General features: G+C 48.4%; 13 protein-coding genes. 7 read left to right on the forward strand and 6 right to left on the reverse strand.

Annotated features, from left to right (window positions below; genetic code table 11):
• Window positions 1-67 precede the first annotated feature (67 nt).
• Window positions 68-1,342, reverse strand: coding sequence for an aspartate kinase (locus ACEW9O_RS24245; RefSeq protein WP_373552807.1), 1,275 nt, complete (start codon window positions 1,340-1,342; stop codon window positions 68-70).
• 60 nt (window positions 1,343-1,402) lie between these two features.
• On the opposite strand from ACEW9O_RS24245, the gene ACEW9O_RS24250 reads away from it, so the two are divergent.
• The gene (locus tag ACEW9O_RS24250; RefSeq protein ID WP_373552808.1) at window positions 1,403-3,046 is read left to right on the forward strand and encodes an amidase; all 1,644 of its coding nucleotides are present in this window, start codon (window positions 1,403-1,405) and stop codon (window positions 3,044-3,046) included.
• Window positions 3,047-3,353: 307 nt separating this feature from the next.
• On the opposite strand, the gene ACEW9O_RS24255 is transcribed toward ACEW9O_RS24250, so the two are convergent.
• Window positions 3,354-3,998 (reverse strand): hypothetical protein, encoded by a 645-nt coding sequence (locus tag ACEW9O_RS24255; protein ID WP_373552809.1) that lies wholly within the window; start codon window positions 3,996-3,998, stop codon window positions 3,354-3,356.
• 276 nt (window positions 3,999-4,274) lie between these two features.
• Between ACEW9O_RS24255 and ACEW9O_RS24260 the strand changes: the two genes are divergently transcribed.
• Both ACEW9O_RS24260 and ACEW9O_RS24265 read left to right on the forward strand, forming a co-directional pair.
• The gene (locus ACEW9O_RS24260) at window positions 4,275-5,888 is read left to right on the forward strand and encodes an aminopeptidase P N-terminal domain-containing protein (protein ID WP_373552810.1); all 1,614 of its coding nucleotides are present in this window, start codon (window positions 4,275-4,277) and stop codon (window positions 5,886-5,888) included.
• A gap of 270 nt (window positions 5,889-6,158) precedes the next feature.
• A complete protein-coding gene (locus ACEW9O_RS24265) occupies window positions 6,159-7,598 on the forward strand; it encodes a metallophosphoesterase (RefSeq protein WP_373552811.1) in 1,440 nt (479 codons plus the stop codon).
• A gap of 123 nt (window positions 7,599-7,721) precedes the next feature.
• On the opposite strand, the gene ACEW9O_RS24270 is transcribed toward ACEW9O_RS24265, so the two are convergent.
• Complete coding sequence (locus tag ACEW9O_RS24270) at window positions 7,722-10,646, reverse strand: DUF1080 domain-containing protein (RefSeq protein ID WP_373552812.1); 2,925 nt, start codon at window positions 10,644-10,646, stop codon at window positions 7,722-7,724.
• A gap of 48 nt (window positions 10,647-10,694) precedes the next feature.
• Window positions 10,695-11,978 carry a Gfo/Idh/MocA family oxidoreductase gene (locus ACEW9O_RS24275; RefSeq protein ID WP_373552813.1) on the reverse strand — a complete coding sequence of 428 codons (1,284 nt, stop codon included), beginning with the start codon at window positions 11,976-11,978 and terminating at the stop codon, window positions 10,695-10,697.
• Window positions 11,979-12,108: 130 nt separating this feature from the next.
• On the opposite strand from ACEW9O_RS24275, the gene ACEW9O_RS24280 reads away from it, so the two are divergent.
• Genes ACEW9O_RS24280 through ACEW9O_RS24290 form a run of 3 tightly spaced genes read left to right on the forward strand, consistent with a single transcriptional unit; the run spans window position 12,109 to window position 14,784 of the window.
• The gene (locus ACEW9O_RS24280) at window positions 12,109-13,698 is read left to right on the forward strand and encodes a formylglycine-generating enzyme family protein (RefSeq protein ID WP_373552814.1); all 1,590 of its coding nucleotides are present in this window, start codon (window positions 12,109-12,111) and stop codon (window positions 13,696-13,698) included.
• Between the two features lie 6 nt (window positions 13,699-13,704).
• Window positions 13,705-14,262, forward strand: coding sequence for an RNA polymerase sigma factor (locus ACEW9O_RS24285; protein ID WP_373552815.1), 558 nt, complete (start codon window positions 13,705-13,707; stop codon window positions 14,260-14,262).
• A 3-nt stretch (window positions 14,263-14,265) separates the two neighbouring features.
• Window positions 14,266-14,784, forward strand: coding sequence for a hypothetical protein (locus ACEW9O_RS24290; RefSeq protein ID WP_373552816.1), 519 nt, complete (start codon window positions 14,266-14,268; stop codon window positions 14,782-14,784).
• Window positions 14,785-14,905: 121 nt separating this feature from the next.
• Here the strand turns inward: ACEW9O_RS24290 and ACEW9O_RS24295 are convergent, their stop codons facing one another.
• Complete coding sequence (locus ACEW9O_RS24295; RefSeq protein WP_373552817.1) at window positions 14,906-15,274, reverse strand: DUF6249 domain-containing protein; 369 nt, start codon at window positions 15,272-15,274, stop codon at window positions 14,906-14,908.
• A gap of 119 nt (window positions 15,275-15,393) precedes the next feature.
• Between ACEW9O_RS24295 and ACEW9O_RS24300 the strand changes: the two genes are divergently transcribed.
• Window positions 15,394-15,675, forward strand: a complete 282-nt coding sequence (locus ACEW9O_RS24300; RefSeq protein WP_373552818.1) for a hypothetical protein — start codon at window positions 15,394-15,396, stop codon at window positions 15,673-15,675.
• Here the strand turns inward: ACEW9O_RS24300 and ACEW9O_RS24305 are convergent.
• Window positions 15,672-16,343, reverse strand: a complete 672-nt coding sequence (locus ACEW9O_RS24305; protein WP_373552819.1) for a uridine kinase — start codon at window positions 16,341-16,343, stop codon at window positions 15,672-15,674. The two genes, ACEW9O_RS24300 and ACEW9O_RS24305, sit on opposite strands and share 4 nt — an antisense overlap.
• Window positions 16,344-16,448 lie beyond the last annotated feature (105 nt).

The following is a 16,448-nucleotide window of genomic DNA, read 5'->3' on the forward strand; positions in this document are numbered from 1 at the left end:
GAAAAGTTTAGGGTTTCCCTCCGGTCGCTGAGCGAAGCCGAAGCGCCGGAGGGAAATCCTAAACTCTTCAACTCATTTCCACCACCAAATGCGCCGTCGCCCCATTCGTCTGCTCCACCAAAACCTTACGTGTGCTACGCAATTGACCCAACAATTCAGGCGTAGCATGGCGTACGTTGATCAATTCCAGGCCAGTTACCGCTTCAGTTCCCAAGGTTTCCTGAATGCGTCCAGCCAGCTGAGCCACTTTTTCACCTTGATTAAACACACAGAGGTAAAGGGTCAGCGGCGTATTTTGGATAAAAGTAACCTGCATGCGCAAATCCGAAATGGCGGCAAATATTTCGCTAAAATGCTGCTCGGTCACAAAGGAGAAATCTTTGTTGGTGATTTTCAACAAGGCTTGATTGACCTCTACGGCCAATAAGGGTGGATACGCGTCCACTTCATTTTCGGAGATCAGGGTTCCGCCGGTTTCTGGCTCCAGGAAAGACCTGACGTGCAGCGGAATATGTTTGCGTTTGAGCGGGCCAACCGTTTTTAGGTGAATGATTTTTGCCCCGTAATAGGTCATCGCAATGGCCTCATCGTAAGACATTTCACTCAACATCTTTGCCTCGGCAAAAAACCTTGGATCAGCACTGAACACCCCCTGCGCATCTTTCCAGATGGTCATACTCTCAGCGTTGGCGCAAAATGAAAAGATGGCCGCCGAATAATCCGATCCATCCCGACCCAAAGTGGTGGTGAAATTTTCTTGCGTAGCCCCAATAAAGCCTTGGGTAACCACAAAACCACCCTTGTCGAGCAGCGGCTGGGCATTTTTCAAAAAACGTTCTTCGGTTTCCTGCCATTGCACCCAAGCTTCGCGGTACAATTCGTTGGTTTGAACTACGTCACGCGCGTCCAGCCACTGGCTGGGTAGCGCAACATTATTGAGGTAAGCGCACAATATTTTGGTGGACAACAACTCCCCTACCGATACGATCTGGTCGTACATGTAGTCGTAATTGTCGTGGGGTTCATCGTCCAAAACCCATTCAATTTCCACAAAGGTATCGTTCACCAGGGCGTACACTTCATCATCTGGCTCGAACAACTCGGCCATGATGCGGTAGTGTTGGAGTTTGAGTTCTTCCAGCAATTCCAGGGCTTTCCCGTCTTGATGGGCGTGCGCCTCGACTATCTTTTCCAGGGCGTTGGTGGTTTTGCCCATTGCCGATACGACGATCATGAGTGTCTCTTGTCGATATTTTTGCAGGATATCGGCTACGTTTCTAATCGCTTCGGCATCTTTTACGGATGCACCCCCAAACTTGAACACTTTGCTGCGCTGATTCATTGTATGTTTGTTAACCCTTCGGGAGCATACCCGAAATAAAGCTGCAAATATATGGATCAGATGAAAAAAACTTTCAGACTCTTTTTACTATTGAGCATCATTTTTGTCCTTGGCGCCTTTACTGGGCGTTTTTTTAGCGATAAAATCAGCAGTGAAGACGTCATTGGGGCCGCAAAAATTGCCGGACTTGAGCTGACACAAAGTGAAATTGATTCCTTGTTGCCCGGTTTGGAAGATGCGCGTAGCAGTTATATTGCCAACCGAAAAACTACCATCCCCAATGATTTAGGGCCAGCGATTTGGTTTAACCCGCTGCTTCCCGGCATGAAAATCCCCACGGGGCCAGATAAAGTCAACTTTGGAAAAGCCCCCCTGGTGCGTTTGCCCCAAAACCGCGATGAACTGGCCTGGTATACCGTGCGGGAATTGGCCGAATTGTTGCGTACCCGTCAAATCAGCTCCGAGGAACTCACCCGATTTTTTCTGGATCGCCTCAAAAAGTATGATCCACAGCTGCATTGTGTGATCACTTTGACCGAGGATTTGGCGATTGCACAAGCCAAACGAGCCGATACGGAGATCAAAGCAGGCAAGTATCGTGGCTTGCTCCACGGCATTCCCTACGGTGCTAAAGACCTCTTGGCTGCCCGCAAATACAAAACCACCTGGGGCTCGGTGCCCTACCAGGATCAAATACTGGATTACGATGCCACGGTCATCAAAAAATTGGAGGCTGCCGGAGCAGTGCTTTGCGCCAAATTGACCATGGGCGAATTGGCCTGGGGCGACGTCTGGTTTGGGGAAATGACACGCAATCCCTGGGATACTAAAACGGGGTCCAGCGGTTCCTCGGCAGGTTCGGCTTCCTCGGTTTCGGCGGGTTTGTTGCCCTTTGCGATTGGGACTGAAACACTGGGATCGATTGTTTCTCCCTCCACCGTTTGTGGCACTTCGGGACTGCGGCCTACCTATGGGCGGGTAAGCCGCCACGGGGCGATGGCTTTGAGTTGGTCGATGGATAAAATTGGCCCGATTTGTCGCTCAGTGGAGGATTGTGCGATTGTCTTCAACGCCATCCAGGGGCCAGACCCACAGGACGTATCGCTCATTCCTGCCGCTTTCCAGTACGATGCCAGCGCTGATCCACGGCAATTGAAGATTGGTTATTTGAAAAAAGACTTTGATCGGCGGTATGCTTTTCACGATCAGGATAGTGTGGCCTTGGAAAAAATGAAAGCAATGGGCTTCAAATTGATCCCTATTGAACTGCCGGAATCACCCGATTTGAGCATCATTCTTTCTGCCGAAGCCGCCGCCGCCTTTGATGAATTGACGCTGAGTGGTCGGGATGATTTGATGCGTCGTCAAATCAAAAATGCCTGGCCCAATTCTTTCCGGGAGTCGCGCTTTATTCCCGCCGTAGAGTACATCAAGGCTAATCGTTTGCGTACCAAACTGATGCAGGACATGCAAAAGGTGTTCGACCAAGTGGACGTGTACGTACATCCTTCCTGGGGTGGCCGCAGTTTGAACATCACCAACCATACGGGGCATCCTTGTGTGGTGATTCCGAATGGTTTTCGGAATGGACGGCCTACTAGTCTGAGTTTTACGGGGAAGTTGTTTGAGGAAGGGAAAATTTTGAACTTGGCGAAGGTGTATCAGGAGGCGACGGTGCATCATAAGGAACATCCGGTGTTGTAGGGTTGGGTGCGTAAAATGTTTTTAGCGAGCGGATTTCAAAAGCATTGAATACAAATTCATCATAAGGTATTGGCACCAACCACATTTAACATCTTGTAACCGCCCGTTTCAACGGGTGGATCCAGATGCCCCCACTCTTTACATCTAACATCCTTCCAGAGGCTAACATCATGAAATTGTAGTAGATGCGGGCCTCTGGAAGGATGTTAGATGTGGGTGGCCTTGAGCCCCCGACTAAAGGCGGGGGTTACAATATGTTAGATGGATTGGGAGGTATAAATCATCGGAATCAGGTTTCTTTTTTACATTACTTTATTTTATTCCTTTGCTCGTATTTAAACTTCAATTGGTCTTCGTAATCAAGAATGTTACCACACAAAGCCCCAATTTTATCATATCTTGGAGAACCTCGACCAACTAATTTGTAGGCCTTTTTATTACACTTTTTTGCTTCAGGTCTATTGCCCTCTAAAATATACGCATATCCATCCAACACACCCTTGTTTGTCTTAAAATCTTCTTCTGTCCAGAAGTTGAATTCATAAATCATTCTCTCTAATTCATTCCATTCTTCTTTGTCTATCCTGATTTCATATTCTTTACAATCCGGAAGCCACTCTTCTTTGGATCTACATTTTATAGCAATTGAATAAACACCGTTTTTATTCACGAATTTCACCGATTCTCCATATCCATGCGAAGAATAAAATTGCAGGTGATATGCTTCATAATTTAATCCTTTCACCGATTCTTCACTGAATTTTTCAAGCAGGTATTTTTGAAATTCGAATGCTTCTTTTGCCAATGAAGTATCTGAAACTTCTTGGTATATTTCGTTTGCAAACTTTGAACAATCCTTATTTTTTTGGACATTCCCCTGGCATCGGAACAGAAATATTGAAATAAAAATCAGGCAAAAGTATTCTAATTTAATATTTATTTTTTTCTTCATTGCGATTGATTTGCTGTTCATCTCTTTTTTACTTGTGTGAAACAAGCCAACTATTTCAAGCAACAATATAGCAATGCATAGTTGATCCAACAAACAATTAACATATTAAATTTCCCAGCCACTCGAACTTCCGAACAAATTCTAGCCTTCGTGTTTAGTTATAACTCCGTCACTTCTCCTGTCCAATCCCCCCCCCAAAAAAAATCCCCCTCAAAAAATTCCCCCCTACACCTTAACTTTGACCTCCACATTCAACCACCCTCAACCAAAACAACCATGACCCGATTGATTCTCCTCCTCCTGATCTGCTCATTGAGTGCAAGCATCTTCGCCCAAGATGAGCCCCAAGACCTACTCCCCGCCGACTTCCACCTCGGTCGCCGCGAAGCCTTGCGCAAGTTGTTGCCCTCCAAAGGCGTTGCCGTATTCTTCGCCAACCCGGTCCGCAACCGCGCCAACGACGTCGACTACCTCTACCACCAGGATCCCGATTTTTACTACCTCACTGGGTATCAAGAGCCCAACGCCATGTTGATTTTGTTTGCCGACGAACAAACCGATGACAAAGGCAACAAGTACACCGAGTTGTTTTTTGCCCAAAGCCGTGATCCATTGCGTGAGCGTTGGGATGGCAAACGCCTGGGGCCGGAGGGTGTCAAGTCCAAATTAGGCATCGCCAATACCTTTGACCACAAGGAATTTAAGGATAAAAAAATCGATTTTGCCGCCTTTGAGAAAGTGCTCTTTTTTGACTTCAAAAACGACGTACGCGACGCCGGTGGAGAAGCTGATTTGTACGATTTGATCCAGCAATTCAGGGACAAAGCGGGGATTCCCAGCCAGTTCAACGGCGCCAGGGAAACCATGTACGCCCAATTGCGCGAAGTCACCGAGGACAATTACAAGCAGGTGGCGGAAAGCGTCTTTGCCCGCTATGGCCGCAACCCGGGCATGCGCAACGACGAACACCTGCAAGCTTTTATCAAGGCGGGTTCAGGCAAAGAAGCCAAAAAAATTGTCGCCAAAATCCCGGTTTTACCCAAAAATCTGGATCCAAGTTCTTTGGGAGGAAAAATGGGCCAATTGCGCATGGTCAAAACCGATGCGGAACTAAAATTGCTGCGCAAAGCTGTGGAGGTATCCTGCCAGGGCCAGGTGGAAGTGATGAAAGCCATGCACCCTGCAATGTCTGAAATGGAAATCCGGGGCATCCATGAGTTTGTTTTCCGCCGTTACGGTTCGGAATATGAGGGCTACCCTTCGATCGTAGGTTCCGGCCACAATTCCTGTGTATTGCACTACGTCGAAAACAATCGCCAACGGGTTTCTACCGATTTGGTACTCATGGACCTGGGTGCTGAATACCACGGCTACACCGCCGATATTACGCGCACCGTTCCTGCCGATGGCACTTTTTCGGAAGAACAAAAGGCCATTTACAATATTGTCTTGGAGGCTCAGGAAGCTGCTTTCAAAGTATGTAAACCAGGCACGGCTATGCGTGAAACGACCCGTATTTGCCGGGAAATTGCGGATAAACGTTTGGCTGAATTGGGTTTGATCAAACCCGGCGCACAGCATGAATATTTCCCCCACGGGGTTTCTCACCACATTGGCCTGGATGTACACGACCGCAGCACAGGTGCGCCAATGGCTGAGGGTATGGTGCTTACCGTTGAGCCGGGCATTTACATTCCACCCAACAGCCCTTGTGATCCCAAGTGGTGGGGCATTGGGGTGCGCATCGAGGATGATGTGCTGATCACCAAGGATGGCTATGAATTGCTGTCAAAATCTGCCCCCCGGACTGTTGAGGACATTGAAAAAATGATGGCCCAACCGAGTCCCTTGGATGCATTTTTGTTGCCGAATCTAGACAAGAAGAATTAATAGACTTGAAGCAGATTGATAATTAGGCAATTGATAATTTTTTTGAGTGACGAGTTCCGAATACATGACTTACGAGTTTTGAAGTGAGCTACCGCAGCGACTTGGGCATGGCAATGTCAAAGCCGCTGCGGTAGCTCACTTCAAAACTCGTAAGTCATGTATTCGGAACTCGTCACTCAAAAAACGCTTTACCAAAGTAAAAGAACATCAATTGATTGATTATCAAATCACTTTAAGAATAATGGAACAATTACCCAAATCTATCCTCTCATGAGAAATCTATTCAGCTTACTTTTTTTGCTCAGTGTCTACTTGTTGAATGCCCAAAGTATACCCGTAGACTACTACCCCCCCAGCCCGGTACCCGATCGCATCATTACCAGTTGGAAAACCGATCCCAGCACTTCCTTTTCAGTCAACTGGCGCACTGCGGTGAGTGTGAGCAAAGGAGCAGGACAAATTGCCTTGGCCAGTGCTAGTCCCGATTTTGACAGCATTAAAATGACGGAGGCTGTTAGCGAGTTGTTGATCAGCGACTTGAGTGCAGCAAACTACCACTCACTCAATTTTACAGGTTTAAAACCCAATACCCTCTATGCCTACCGCGTTGGAGACGGCATGAATATTTGGAGTGAATGGATTCATTTTCGCACGGCCGAGGCCAAAGAAGCGCCGTTTTCCTTCATTTACTTTGGCGATGCTCAAAATGATTTAAAGTCAAAATGGTCGCGCACCATTCGGCAGGCGTTCAGCGATTTGCCCAAAGCCGACTTCATGCTGCACGCTGGAGATTTGATCAACATAGCCCAACGCGACCAGGAATGGGGTGAATGGTTTTATGCTGGAGGCTGGATTTATCAAAACATCCCCAGTATAATTACCCCTGGAAACCACGAGTATCCACGCATCAATAACCAAACGGCACTGAGCAAACATTGGCGGCCTTCCTTCACTTTGCCAGAGAATGGCCCTAGCGGGCTGGAAGAAAGTGCTTATTACGTCGACTACCAAGGCACGCGGGTGATTTCGCTTAACTCGACAGCCTACCTCTATTTTGATAAAGACAGCATCAGCCAGATGTTGTGGTTGGATCAGGTTTTGCAGAACAATCCCAACAAATGGACCGTCGTCACCATGCACCACCCAGTATTTTCGCCAGCCGGAGATCGGGACAGCCCGGCTTTGCGCAGCGGCTTCAAAACCCTATTTGACAAATACAACGTGGATGTAGTGCTCCAGGGGCACGACCATACTTATGCCCGGGGTGGCAACAATTTGCCCAGCGGTGCCACGGTGATTGACTCCACGGGGCCAGTCTACGCAGTGTCCGTAAGTGGCCCGAAGATGTACTTGTCCAATTTGTTATCCTGGATTGATCGGGCAGCGGTAGAAACGCAATTGTACCAATTGGTGCATGTCAATAAGGATACCCTGACTTACGAGGCATATACTACTGTCGGCGATTTGTACGATAAGTTTCAATTGATTAAAACTGGAAATGGGCGGAAAAAATTCATCGATCAGGCGCCTGCTGGTTTGAAGGAAAGAATTGAATTGACGACCGCCCGTTTGGAAAAACTCAATGCAGCGGAACGGGGTAAATGGATCGAGCGGTTCAATGCTTACAAAGCGCGGAAATTGGCGCATGAAGAGGCGATTAAAGTGCAAGCAGCGAAGGGTAAAACGGTAAAGACCAAGAAGAAAAAATAATTCCTGAGGTGCCTCTTCGGTGTCTGAGGTTCCTTAGGTGGTGAAAAAAGAAAAAGCCTGCGGAGCAGGATAATTCACCACCTAAGGAACCTCAGACACCGAAGAGGCACCTCAGGATCGATACTATTTGCTCAGGTCCTTAATGCGGATATTCCGGAACTTCAGGATCGAGCCGTGCCCCAAAAAGCCAATATGGCCAGTGTTGCGGTTCAAACCTGGGTGATCCTTGTGATCCAGGGTGCCACTCTTGGAAGCTTCCTTCATGTCCCCTTCCACAATCACGGTACCATTCAGCGTCACCCGAATGAAGTTACCTTTGACGTATACTTCTTCCTGGTTCCACTCCCCTACTGGTTTCAGGAAATCACGCTTAGCGGGCATTACGCCGTATACAGAACCGTGGTACTGGTATTGCTCCAATTTGGCGTAAATCGGAGCGGTGTTGTCCAGAATCTGGATTTCCTTGCCCACGTATGCTGCATCGCCTTCCAGTGGTGCGTGGATACCCAGGCCATTGTTGGCGCCAGGTGTCAATTGGAATTCAAAGCGGAAAATAAAGTCGCCGTATTCTTTGGCCGTATACAAGTTGCCCCGGTTTTGGGTAGCCGTTGGATAAATGGCCAGCGTGTAGTTGTCTACTACGTAATCCGTTTTATTCCCTACCCAATTGTCCAGATCTTTGCCATTGAACAGGATGTCAAAGCCCTCCTTTTTTTCATCTACGGTCAGTTCATAGGCCTGATTGGTTTCAGTGCCTGATGCTGGAAGGGTGGCCAGGTAGGTATCGATGTCGATGAGTTCGTATTGGCTATCCGGGCCGTCCAGTACCTTGCGGGCACGCTCCAGAGCACTGCGCACTGCGGGGCCAGTGAGGCCAGGTTTGGCATCGGCGGTAGGCAAGGCAATCTGCATCACCGAGCGACTGGCCGTGGCACTCAAATCTGGATTGTCAATAAAACGGTTCGCCGACATCAGTGCAGCCAAGCCACGCAAACGGCCAATGGCCCGAACCACCGCAATTTGATCCGCTTTGCTGTTGACACCCAGCACACTTTCGCTCAAAATGGCCAGTTTTTGCTCATCGTTCCAGGTCGATCGGTTCAACTGGTTGATCATCCCGTTGAAAGCACGGGAATGGTAAGCACTCAAATCAGGATTTTGCCGGATTTTCAACAAAGTCTGAATGGCCTCGCTGTTGTTCCAATTGCACAAGGCGGCAAAAGCAGCTTCTTTTTCTTTACCCGTTCCTTTTTCAAAACTGGTCTTGACTTTTTCCAAGGCGCCTTTGTCCTCCAGGTAAGCCAATATAGGAATGATTTTGTTTTTGTTGCTCTGGTAAGCCTCATTGACCACTGCAACTGAACTGGCATCCAAAACAGGAACGATGGCCGCCTGGATGGCTTTAAGGTGGGCCTCTTTATCCGTTTTGGGCAACATGCCCAACAAATTGGATAACTTGGCCGAGGTAGACAAACGGCTCAAGGCTTGATAAGCGGCATTTTGCACCGTCGTGTCGGCAGACTGGGTCAATGCAGCAATGTTGTCGAAATAAGCGCTGGCACGGCGTTCGGCAATAATTTGGATCAAAGCCAATTGTGCTGCGGGCGAAGCAGCCCCTAGTTTGTCCACCAAAATTTTACAATTGTCTTTGTCCACTACTTGCAACAAAGCTTGCTGGGCAGGTTGGGCTTCCTCACTGGAGGTTGCTTTCAACAAATAATCCAGCAAATTTGTGGCGTATTTTTTATTCCCGGTCAAAGCAATTGCATTGGCAGACACGGTACGAACTGCCGCATTGTTGGAGCTCAAACCAGGTAGCAAACGTTTTTCCACAAAAGTTGGATCTGATTTGGAGGTTGCGGCCAGCATGGCCAGGATTTCGCCTTGGGTATCCGCAGTAGCTTTGCTGTAAATCGCCTCCCATAGTGGTTTTACCGTAGGTTTTTTAAGGGAGCTTGCCGCAACTTTCAGCACTTCCCGGCGGTATTCTGCATCGAAACGATTGAGTTCAGCATTCAAAGTTTTGACTGCCAGTTCAGCATTGGCCCAATTCAAAGCTTTGAGGGCAGCCAAGCGGTAGTGCTGCTGTTCGGTTTTGAGCGTAAGCGCCAACATATCACTAGCCAATTTACTGACCAGGGCGATGTTCTGGGGGCGCTGCAATTGCTTCAGGTATTCCACCAATGCACTTGCAGCTTCGGTTGGATCATTTTTAAAATCCACCGCTTTGGCTTTGTTCAGCAAAAGGGAGTAGGTTGAACCTTCACCCATCAAAGCCAGACTCCAGAGCGCCTGTTTTTGCAAGGCCACATCTGAGCTGGAGGCAAAAGCCAAAATAGAAGGGATGGTAGTCCGTGCTCTAAGTTCGCCCAAAGCTTCAATGATGCGGTTTTGCACAGCTGGTTTGGCGGCTTTTAAGGCTGCCACCAAAGCGGGGGCTACATCAGGAGTACGAATGGTCACCAAGGCAGCAATGGCTGGAGCGTATAGGGCGTCGTTAGCGAAATATGCGCTTAAAGCTTTGACGCTGGCGGTAGTGCCCACCAACTGAATGTTACTGATGAAATAGGCTTTCACCTCCGTGTCGGACGCTTTGCCCAAAGCTTGTAGGTAGGCTTTTTCAATCAAAGCTTTGTCCGTAGCCGTTTTGGCGTAGTGGGTCAGCAGTGAAACGGCGTAACGCGAAGCTACCCCTGCCGCTTGACCACTGGGGGCGACCTGTTCGCAAACCAGGCCAAGGCCAACTGCACCAGTAGCCAGCAGTTCCGCATAGTTGCGCTCGGCAGCCTGATTGCTGGTGGCTGGGAGGGTGGCGAGGATGTCGGCGATTTTGGTGGGGGTGTTGGGTTGGGCGAAGAGGAGGAAAGGGCTCAGGAGCAAGGTGAGGCTCAGGAGTTTTCCCCACGACTGAAGTCGTAGGCTTAGCCACGACTGGTTTTCCCACGGCTTTCCCCACGACTGAAGTCGTGGGTCGGGACGGTGGTGGTGCCTCCCACGGCTAAAACCGTGGGTTGGCACGGTGGAAGTATGATGGTTATGGTTAGGCATCGAAGATATGGATGGATGTGGTTTCATAGTTGGTTTTTGCAACGGTGATTAGATTTTCCAGGGGCCACGCATGGGCTGGTTGATGAGGCGATTGGCAGCTTCATCGTCGATGAATTCTTGCTTGAGTGGATCAAAACGGAGGCTGCGCCCCAGCTGTAGGGCAACTTTACCCATGTTGACTACCGTGCAGGAATTGTGGCCGTTGATTTCGTTAAGGGCAAATTTCTGGCGGGTTTTCACCGATTCACTGAAGCTGGTCACCTGGGGTGCCGGATCAGGGAAGCTGTCGATCATTTGCAACAGATTGGGAATGGTTGATTTAAAACCTTTGTAGATTTTCCCTTTGGGGCCTTCGATATAGGCTGCATCCGGGTTTTTGTTTTCTCCATCCAGAATGATTTTGCAACCATCGGCATAGGTAAAGGTGATTTTACGCCAGGTGCCCACGGCATCGTCGTGCTGCTGGGGGCAATCGACCTCTACTTTAACCGGACTGGTGTTGTCCTTGCCAAGGATGTACTGCACGGGGTCGATGTAGTGTTGCCCCATGTCGCCCAGGCCGCCGCCATCGTAGTCCCAGTAGCCCCGGAAGGTGGTGTGTACGCGGTGGGGATTATAAGGTTTGTAGGGCGCTGGGCCGAGCCACATGTCGTAGTCCAGATCAGCAGGTACCGGAGTGGGTTCCAGGTTGCTTTTGCCCACCCAATAAAATTTCCAGTTGAAGCCCGTTACGCCACTGATGTTTACCGTAAGGGGCCAACCCAGCACACCACTTTCAACTACTTTTTTTAGTGGTTTGACCGTGGTATTCAATCCGTAGAATTGGTCGGTAAAGCGGAACCAGGTGTTGAGGCGAAACATCCGACCGTATTGTTCCATGGCTTCCACTACACGTTTGCCTTCGCCGATGGTACGAGTCATCGGTTTTTCACACCAGACGTCCTTGCCGGCCTGGGCGGCCATCACCGACATCACGCCGTGCCAGTGCGGCGGCGTGGCGATGTGGACGATGTCGATATCGGGTTGGGCAATCAAATCGCGAAAATCGGAATAAGCCCTAGCCTGACCGCCCGATTGGTCGACGGCCATCTTGAGGTGCTTTTTATCCACGTCACACACTGCAACCAGTTTGGTGCCTTCGTAGCCAAAATGGCCGCGCCCCATGCCGCCGACGCCAATAATGCCCTTGGTGAGGGTATCACTGGGGGCCAAAAATCCCTTGCCCAATACGTGACGGGGTACAATGCTAAACGCGCCGATTGCCAAGGCGGAGTTCCTGATGAAATTGCGACGAGATCGCAGCTGATTCGTTTTGTTTTGGTCTGCTGACATACACTGTATTTTGATAGAGTAAGATAGGCAGGTTTTGGAAAAAGTAGGGATGGAAGTCTAGCCAAATATTTTCTCTAAAATTTTGAACGTTTCAACTCTTGCCGTGTAAACCCAGCAAAACCCATTTTTTATGTCCAAAAGCAGTTTATTGATGGCTTTTTTAGCCTCCTTCTTTTTATTCAATGTCAGCCTCTTAGCCTCCAGCGGCGATTTTGAAAACCGCCTGCGTCAAGCCGAACTGATCGGCGACAAAACTCAGGTCGAATCCATTTGCAAAGAATGGTATGCCAGTGGTCAATATTCCCCCGGCGTGTTGAACTGGAATTACAACGCCCTAATGTCTGTCGAAAAAGACGCTTTTATTTTTACTCAGCAAGAAAGTGACACTTATCCAGCTTTGTTGTTGCAATACGCCTTGAAGGTACGTCCTGATGTCAAAATTTTAGGCATCCAATTATTGGAAAATCTGGAGTATCGGAAATTGGTCATCCGGGATCACCAACTGCACTGGATTGCGGTGGAGGGAAGTTTGAGCGATTTTTGGAAACAGTTTTTGGATACCCGCAATCAGGTTTATTTGCAAAAAACGCCCATCTATTTTGGGGTGATGACCAATAAAAATCTCTTGTTTGCCGACAAAGCCCGCTTGTACCTCACTGGTTTGGCGCTTAAATACAGCCTCCAAAATTTCGACAACGTAGTGATGTTGCGCGAAAATTTTGAACAACATTTTCGCCTGGATTACCTGGAGTTTTCCCTGCAACCCGAAAAAGACCCTGCTTTGATTGCCCGTTTGAACCTCAATTATGTGCCTGCCCTGGTGCTGCTGCATCGGTATTACGCGGCCAACGGCGCTTTGCCACAAGCCAATCGGGTGCAATCTTTAGCCCTACAGGTAGGCCGTGCAGCCGAGCGGGAAGCCGAGGTTAGCGCCTTATTTTTACCAGAAAAAACGGCCACACCAATTGTATCCGCCATTTCAGTAAAAAACCTCGATAAGGCCATGCGGGTAGTGGCACCCAAATTGTATGCCGCCGAAACCGAGGTGACCAATGGGCAATACGAACTTTTTTTGCAAGACTTGTTAAAGAACAAAGACTTCGATCAAATTGCCCAGTGCCGCATTCATCCGGTGGATTGGCAGGCGTTGCTGCCTGAAAACCTGAGCAAAACGCCACTGGAACAAGTTTTTAAAAACGGCAACCCCAGTGGAACTGCAAGTCCTGTGCAAAGCATCAGCCACGAAGCTGCTCAACGCTATTGTGCCTGGATCACCCAAGTGTACAATGCTTCGGCAGAAAAGAAAAAATTCAAAAAGGTATTGTTCCGTTTGCCGAGTGAATCCGAGTGGGAAACGGCTGCTGCGGGTGGCCGCAAAGGGGATCAGTTTCCCTGGGGCAGCCAATTTTATCGCAATGCCAAGGGTTGCTACCTCGGAAATTATCAATCGGTTCAACCCTGCGGAGATTGCCCCGACCAAGGTGGCGATGGCATCGATGGCGGAATTTTTAGCGTGCTGGCCAATTCCTATCTCCCCAATGACTTTGGGTTGTATTGCGTGTCCGGAAATGTGGCTGAGATGATTCAGGAATACGGCATCAGTAAAGGTGGGAGCTGGCAAGATCCCCCACAAATGGCCTACATCAATTTGCAAAAAACCTATACACAGCCCAGTCCTAGCCTTGGATTTCGGGTGTTTATGGAGGTCATCGAAGAATAGCGGCGGATGTTTAAAAAAGCGCTGGAACAATACAGTGATGAGGCCCTGATGCGCGAACTGATCAAGGGCAAACAACAGGCATTCGGGGTTCTGTACGATCGGTACGGGCCCCGAATGTACCGTTATTTCTACCGCATGTTGTGGCAGGATGCTGGCAAAGCGGAGGATTTTACGCAGGAGCTTTTCCTGAAAATCATTGAAAAACCGCAGTCTTTTGATCCATCCCGCAATTTTTGTACCTGGCTGTACACCCTGGCCGCCAATCTTTGTAAAAATGAATACCGCCGAAAAAAACCCTGCGAACTTGCAGAATTGGATCAGGGCGTTTTATTCGAAAACTTTTCAGAAAAAATGGACCAGCACTTATTTGATCAACAACTCCGGCGGGCAATCGACCAATTGAGCGCTAACCATCGGCAATGTTTCATTTTGCGCTATCAGGAAGAACAATCGGTGGCCGAAATAGCCGCGATCATTGGTTGCCCGGAAGGCACGATCAAATCGCGCTTGCATTACGCTTTGCAGCAAGTAAGTCAACATTTGGAAGCTTGGAAAACCCACTGAAGTATGGACACGAAGATTGAAGATTGGGCGATGTATAAAGATTGGTCGGCATTAAACCGCACTGAACAAGCACAAGTATTGGCGCAGATGAGTCAAGGAGATTACCAGCGCTTGCATCAACACTTGCAGGAGATCAAAGCATTGGATGAAGCGGTGCAGCCTCCCGCTCAGTTGCGTGCTCGATTGGTGGGGCAGCTGGCAGTTCAGGAAAAAATGGGCAGAACTCAACTTTGGTGGAAGCGGCAGGTTCCACTCTGGCAAGCCGCAGCAGCCATTCTGTTGGGGGTGTTGAGTACGTTTTGGATCAGTAAGTCGGAACCAAAGGTCATTGCGCCCACGGTGGTGCAAGTACGCGATACTTTGTTGCGGGAAAAAATAGTGTGGAGAGAAAGGATAGTGCAAAAGACCAGGGTGGTCTACCGCGATCGGGATAGCATTCAACTAATACTCAATAACCCGAAAGGCGTTTCACTGGAAGATGCGCCGGAGTTGTTGGGCTTGTTTACGCAAGCCGAGAAATAATTGGAGTTCATAAACAATCGTGGCAGCGCACTGTAGAGACGCACAGCCGTGCGTCTTTTGCATCCAGCACAAGCATAGAGACGCACGGCTGTGCGTCTCTACAATCCGGCATCCATTTTTTTTACAAAATGTCCGACTCCTGCTCATGTACATCCGCCGTACGGCTCACATAAAAGTAGAACATGACCAATCCTGCGCCTACAAACAGCAGTACTCCAGCAAGATACGCCACGCCATCTTCCATACCCAAAGCATCAAAAAAGCCTCCAAACAAGAGACCAATTCCCGCCATCAAGGCTACTATTCCGTGCTTGAGAGAGCGTAGCTTGTTTACTGCGTTGCGCCGAAAAATACTGGCATCGCGTCCTGACTCAATCAAAGCCAAACGTATTTTAGTCTGATGGCTAAAATACATGTAGAAAAAAACGATGGCGGCGATAAATGGCCACACAATCGCGTTAATGGCAACAGCAACTTCGGCTCCGTGCATATTTTTCTTTTTAGTGCTTTTTTAAACTATTGAACGCTTTTTTGACGGAGTCTTGATCATTGTTGGTTACAAAAAAATGCATTTTTTTTCGAGCTTTGCGCTCTAAATTAATATTTGACATGCGCATCATTGGGAATATTGATCACCCCATCCTTAAAATCACGGTTTTTAAAATGGAAAACCGCATTTCCGTCAAGTTTGAATCGGGCTTGTACGAGCAGACCTACAAGTTCAGAATTGGCGAGGGCATTGAAAGTTTTGAAGATGTGCAAAAGGTAGTAGATGCACCTTTACAGGCCCAGGTATTGCAATTGCTCACCAATATGCACGAACTGAAAAATCAGGCCATTGCACGAAACGTCATTCAAGAAGAGGAAGAAGAATTTGATCGGATTATTTAACGAGGATACTCCTGCAAGAAATTCTTAATAAACCCCTGCACCACTTTTAGCCCCATGTTGAAATCCTTATTGTTGTTGACGATCAGGTCGGCGTGTTCCACGTGCGGTTGTACATACTTTTCAAAGCTGGGCATGACATGGTTCTCATAGCGGTACAACACATCATCGATAGGGTAATTGCGCTCCATTTGGTCGCGGCGAATCCGGCGAATCACCTTGAGGTTTTCCTTGGCGTGTAAAAAGACGCGCAGATCCAGTAAGGCATTGATTTTGCGGTAGTGAAATACAAACAGGCCTTCGACGATAACCACCGGTGCTGGTTTAAACACCAAGGTTTGGGGGTTGGCTTGTTCATTGTTAAAAGTATACTCAACCCGCTCAACGACTTGCCCCGCCAACAATTTTTCAATGTCTAACAAAAACGATTTTTTATCAATCGAGTTAGGCAGGTCAAAATTGACGACCCCTTGCTCATCCTTTTTTTGGCTGGCCCGGGGTTTGTAATAATCATCTTGTGAAATCACACAGACATCGGCATCCTGAAACGGCTCCCGTAGCAGTTTGATAAACGTAGTTTTACCGGAACCACTGCCGCCAGTAATCCCAATGACCAAAGGTGAGTTCATTTGTTGAGTGTAACTATTTAGCGCCCGAAGGGCGCGACATATATTTGGGTGCTGCAAGCAGCACGAAGTTCATTGAAAACATTGAGTTGATGCTTACGACAGGTACTAATGAAGCCTTGAATTCGGGCATAGGTTTCAGCACCCTCG

It is taken from the genome of Haliscomenobacter sp., from assembly GCF_041740695.1.
Classification (GTDB): Bacteria; Bacteroidota; Bacteroidia; order Chitinophagales; family Saprospiraceae; genus Haliscomenobacter.

Excerpts from the sequence above, each read along its gene's own strand:
- ACEW9O_RS24245 (WP_373552807.1), bottom strand. The coding sequence starts at position 1,342 with ATGAATCAGCGCAGCAAAGTGTTCAAGTTTGGGGGTGCATCCGTAAAA.
- ACEW9O_RS24250 (WP_373552808.1), top strand. The coding sequence starts at position 1,403 with ATGAAAAAAACTTTCAGACTCTTTTTACTATTGAGCATCATTTTTGTC.
- ACEW9O_RS24255 (WP_373552809.1), bottom strand. The coding sequence starts at position 3,998 with ATGAAGAAAAAAATAAATATTAAATTAGAATACTTTTGCCTGATTTTT.
- ACEW9O_RS24260 (WP_373552810.1), top strand. The coding sequence starts at position 4,275 with ATGACCCGATTGATTCTCCTCCTCCTGATCTGCTCATTGAGTGCAAGC.
- ACEW9O_RS24265 (WP_373552811.1), top strand. The coding sequence starts at position 6,159 with ATGAGAAATCTATTCAGCTTACTTTTTTTGCTCAGTGTCTACTTGTTG.
- ACEW9O_RS24270 (WP_373552812.1), bottom strand. The coding sequence starts at position 10,646 with ATGCCTAACCATAACCATCATACTTCCACCGTGCCAACCCACGGTTTT.
- ACEW9O_RS24275 (WP_373552813.1), bottom strand. The coding sequence starts at position 11,978 with ATGTCAGCAGACCAAAACAAAACGAATCAGCTGCGATCTCGTCGCAAT.
- ACEW9O_RS24280 (WP_373552814.1), top strand. The coding sequence starts at position 12,109 with ATGTCCAAAAGCAGTTTATTGATGGCTTTTTTAGCCTCCTTCTTTTTA.
- ACEW9O_RS24285 (WP_373552815.1), top strand. The coding sequence starts at position 13,705 with ATGTTTAAAAAAGCGCTGGAACAATACAGTGATGAGGCCCTGATGCGC.
- ACEW9O_RS24290 (WP_373552816.1), top strand. The coding sequence starts at position 14,266 with ATGGACACGAAGATTGAAGATTGGGCGATGTATAAAGATTGGTCGGCA.
- ACEW9O_RS24295 (WP_373552817.1), bottom strand. The coding sequence starts at position 15,274 with ATGCACGGAGCCGAAGTTGCTGTTGCCATTAACGCGATTGTGTGGCCA.
- ACEW9O_RS24300 (WP_373552818.1), top strand. The coding sequence starts at position 15,394 with ATGCGCATCATTGGGAATATTGATCACCCCATCCTTAAAATCACGGTT.